Annotated in this window: 3 protein-coding genes; 1 reads left to right on the top strand and 2 read right to left on the bottom strand. The window is 66.5% G+C overall.

Annotation, left to right across the window (positions count from 1 at the left end; all coding sequences use genetic code 11):
- Nucleotides 1–1,483: alpha/beta hydrolase (locus tag QOC69_RS36740; RefSeq protein WP_526447881.1), on the bottom strand; the 1,483-nt coding region annotated here is incomplete at its 3' end.
- Entirely contained in the window at nucleotides 1,480–3,789 is a 2,310-nt protein-coding gene (purL, locus tag QOC69_RS36735; protein ID WP_526447879.1) for a phosphoribosylformylglycinamidine synthase subunit PurL, read from the bottom strand. The genes purL and QOC69_RS36740, both read right to left, overlap by 4 nt.
- 348 nt (nucleotides 3,790–4,137) lie before the next feature.
- Between purL and QOC69_RS36730 the strand changes: the two genes are divergently transcribed.
- Entirely contained in the window at nucleotides 4,138–4,566 is a 429-nt protein-coding gene (locus QOC69_RS36730; protein ID WP_526447877.1) for a cupin domain-containing protein, read from the top strand.
- Nucleotides 4,567–4,603 lie beyond the last annotated feature (37 nt).

Genomic DNA, 4,603 nt, shown 5'->3' with positions numbered 1-4,603 from the left:
CGATCAACCAATCAGGCTGGGAGAAAGGCAGATTCGGCGACCACCAGATGATGGGGTCGGAGGCGTGCTGCAGGAACAACACGCGAGTGCCCTCCCACGGCGGCTCCCCGATCCTTTTGATGTCCTCGGCGTCGGTGGCCTGGCTGAACCGCACCGTGCGGCCGTTGTCGTAGCGCGGCTCGACCTCACGGGTGCCCGGATCGCGACGTTGTATCAGCCCACTCCACAGCGAGCTTTCGTGCGGCGGGCCCACCCAGAGCACCGCCGAGAAGTCCATCCGCGCAATGTCGGGCAGCCAGGGGAACGCGCCCTGTCCGCCATACGATCCGAGACTCTCGCCGTACAGCACCAACTTGGGTCGCGTATCTGGTGGAAGCTTGAGCCAGCGGTCGTGAACGGTGTCGATGAGCAGCCGCCCCGACTCGATCGACTTCTGCCGGTCACCGAGGAACGAGATCCAGCTGGGTAGATAGGAGTACTGCAGGCCGACGAGCGCCGTGTCGCCGTTGTACATCGTCTCGATGGCACGGGCCGCGACCGGATTGACCCAGCCGGTGCCGGTGGTGGGGATGATGACGAGCAGCTTGCGGTCGAAGGCACCCGTGCGCTCGAGCTCGTGGACGATGACGTCCATCCGGGCGGCGTCGGTGTCGGCGGTCTGCAGTCCGGCGTACACCCGGATGGGTTCCTTGGCGGGCCGCCCGTTCACCCGTGCCAGCGCATCGAGATCGGGCCCGTTGGCAACGAAGTTTCGTCCCTCGTAGCCGAGTGTGTCCCATGGCGCGAACGACGTTGGACTGCCGGAGCGTTCGGGCTCCGTGGGTTGATGGACGCCGGCGCGGGTGGTGGAGTTCTGCGGCTGGAACACCCTGCTCGCGCCGGCCAGGAAGCCGCGGTACAGCACACCGTTGATCAGCATGATGAGCAACACCACGACGATCGCCGTCCCGACGAAGAGCGCGACCTCGTGGTGCAGGTGCCAGCGCCGGATGAGGCCGCGGGCTAGCAGCTTGATCGCGTCGCGCAGCACCCGGGACACCCCAACGCACGCGCCGCCCACGACCAGGGCGAGGACGAGGACGCGCAGGTAGCCCAATGTCGCCGGTCCCTCGATGCCCATCAGCTCCGATACCTGACGCTGCCAGGCGGCGGCCGGGATCAGCACCAACACGCTTGCGGCGATCGACAGCGCGACGGTGACGGTCTTGGCCTGATACAACACCCGCGTGGTCGGTGGCCACCAGGTTCTGCGCCGTAAGACGAAGTGGCGGACCACCTTTCCGATGACGACACCGATCGCGTAGCCGATGGCCGCGTTGATGCCGCCGATCAGCCCGGCGAACAACCAGTCGCGGGGCAACAGGGACGGGGTCAGCGACAGGCAGAAGAACAGCGCGGCGAAGGCGACGCCGACGAAGTCGAGGCGGACCAGGCCCCAGGCCCAGACCAGGAGGGGGTGTCGTGTGTTGGCCGGGGCCCTCACCCGAACAGACCGGGCAGCACGCCCTCCGACGTGGTCCGCAGTTCGGTCAGGCTGACGGTGAACTGGCCCTGCACCTCGACGGAATCACTACCCTCGTCGACCACGCCGATCCGGGTGGCGGGCAGGCCGCGCGCCTCGCACATGGCGCGGAACCGGCTCTCCTCGGTCCGCGGAACGGCGACCAGCACCCGGCCCGCCGACTCGGAGAACAGGAAGACAAAGGCCTCGGCAGCAGATTCACAACCACTGGGAAGGACCAGCCGACAACCGGTTTCACCGGCAAGCGCGGCCTCCACCACCGCCTGGATCAGCCCGCCCTCGGACAGATCGTGGGCCGCCGAGACGAGGCCGTCGCGCGACGCGGCGCACAGCACGTCGGCGAGCAGTCGCTCGCGCTCCAGGTCGACCTTGGGTGGCACGCCGCCGAGGTGGTCGCCGGTGACCTGCGCCCAGATCGACCCGTCGAACTCGTCGCGGGTGTCGCCGAGCAGGATGAGCGTCTCGCCGGGTTCTGTGCCGAAACCGGTGGGGATGCGGCGCTTCACGTCGTCGATAACGCCGAGCACGCCGACCACCGGGGTCGGCAGAATCGCCGTGCTGCCGGTTTGGTTGTAGAAGCTGACGTTGCCGCCGGTGACCGGGATGCCCAGTGCCGCACAGCCGTCCGCGAGACCACGGACGGCCTGGGAGAACTGCCACATCACACCCGGATCCTCCGGCGAGCCGAAGTTCAGGCAGTTGGTCACCGCGATGGGGGTGGCGCCGGTGACGGCGACGTTGCGGTAGGCCTCGGCCAGCGCCAACTGGGCGCCGGCGTACGGGTCGAGTTGGGTGTAGCGCCCGGACGCATCGGTGGACACCGCGATGCCGCGCCCGGTGGCTTCGTCGATGCGCAACACCCCACCGTCCGCGTGCTCGGCCAGCACCGTGTTGCCCCGGACGTAGCGGTCGTACTGCTCGGTGATGAAACCGCGGCTACACAGGTGCGGACTACCCACCAGCGCAAGCAGTGTCGCGCGCAGTTCGTCGCCGGTGTCGGGGCGGGGCAGCGTCGCCGACGTGTCGGCGATCAGCGCGTCCTGGGTGTCGGGCCGGGTCACGGGGCGCTCGTAGACGGGCCCCTCGTGCGCCACGGTGCGCGGCGGGACGTCGACGACGGTCTCGCCGTTCCAGGTGATCTGCAGGCGGTCACCGTCGGTGACCTCGCCGATCACCGTGGCCAGCACCTCCCACTTGCGGCACACCGCCATGAAGGCGTTGACGTTTTCGGGCGAGACGACCGCGCACATGCGTTCCTGCGACTCGCTCGAGAGCACCTCGGCCGGGGTCATGTACTTCGCTCGCAGCGGCACCTTGTCCAGCTCGATCGACATGCCGCCGTCACCCGCCGATGCGAGTTCCGATGTGGCGCAGGACAACCCGGCACCACCGAGATCCTGGATGCCGATCACCAGACCAGCCGAATACAGCTCGAGGCAGCACTCGATGAGCACCTTCTCAATGAACGGGTCGCCCACTTGCACCGACGGCAGCTTCTTGCGTCCTGGGCCGCCCCCCTCGTCGCCGCCGAACGTCTCCGACGCCAGCACCGACACGCCGCCGATGCCGTCCAGGCCGGTGCGCGCGCCGAACAGGATGATCTTGTTGCCGGTTCCCGAAGCGAACGCCAGATGAAGATCCTTCTTGCGCAACACGCCAACGCAGAGCGCGTTCACCAGCGGGTTGCCCGCATAGGAGGGGTCGAAAACCGTCTCGCCACCGATGTTGGGCAGCCCCAAGGAGTTTCCGTAGCCGCCGATGCCGCGCACCACGCCGTCGAGCACGCGGCGAGTATCGGGGGCGTCGGCCGCGCCGAAGCGCAGTTGGTCCATCACCGCGACGGGCCGTGCGCCCATCGCCATGATGTCGCGGACGATGCCGCCGACGCCGGTGGCCGCGCCCTGGTACGGCTCGACGTAGGACGGGTGGTTGTGCGACTCGACCTTGAACGTCACCGCCCAGTCGTCACCGATGTCGACCACGCCCGCGTTCTCGCCGATGCCCGCCAGCATCGCCGACCGCATGGCCTCGGTGGTGGTCTCGCCGAAGTAGCGCAGGTGGACCTTCGACGACTTGTACGAGCAGTGCTCGCTCCACATCACCGAGTACATCGCCAGCTCGGCGTCGGTGGGACGACGGCCGAGGATCTCGCGGATCCGCTGGTACTCGTCGTCCTTCAGACCGAGCTCGCGGAAGGGCTGCGGCTGGTCGGGGGTAGTTGCGGCGTGTTCGACTGAATCGACTTCTTGGGAAAACCCGGACGTCACGAAATCATTCTAGGTGGCGAGCGCGACGGATCGTCGCTGGCGACTGCGAAGTCCCAGGCTGGGAGCTCGCCGTAACCATGTGCGTTGGCTCGCCGAGTACGCGAGACGACGGCCGGGCACCGGTCGACCACGGCTGCCCGCGGATCACCAATGCGTTAAATCTCTGGCGCAAACCTTGACCACCAAAACCAGCACTCTTAGCTTTTATATCTAATATATTCAATCTGTAAGACAAAATTCAGTCGCAGCTCACATGGAAGGGGATTTCGCCAAACGCTTGATTGCGCCGACACCACGGGTGTCGTGCATGGAACGTCGCTCTACTTACAGACTGAGAACGGAGTCACGATGGATGATGAAGCTTCTGTGTCGCGGACGGCACCAGTTCGCTTCGAATATGGCGGAACGCCCCCACCCTTCAACGCACCGAAGAAGCACTTTCGGCTTTGCCGGACGCCGCTGCTTGACGCAGACATCCAAGTCCTGGGGAAAAAGGGAGCGAACAACCTCCACAGCCATTCCGGGAACGACGGCTTCTGGTTCGTCCTCGGGGGACGAGCGAAGTTCTACGACCAGAACGACAACGTGATCGCGGATCTGGGCCCCCTGCAGGGAGTCTGCATCGAGCACGATACGGCGTACTGGTTTGAGAGCGCCGGCGAAGATCTCCTGGAGATACTGCATGTCGGCGCGTCCGACCCTCGGGTGGACGATCAGCGTGTCGACCACCGGCCGCGTCGGATAAAGGGCGGACTGCCTATCGGTGCCGCTGACTGAAACCTGTCTCCGTCGAACTCAGCGCACCGGCCACCTA

This window comes from Mycobacterium sp. (assembly GCF_032162105.1).
Taxonomy (GTDB): Bacteria; Actinomycetota; Actinomycetes; order Mycobacteriales; family Mycobacteriaceae; genus Mycobacterium.
This window is presented reverse-complemented; position numbering and strand designations above follow the sequence as displayed.

Coding starts and splice junctions, on each gene's coding strand:
- QOC69_RS36730 (WP_526447877.1), top strand. CDS start 4,138: ATGGATGATGAAGCTTCTGTGTCGCGGACGGCACCAGTTCGCTTCGAA.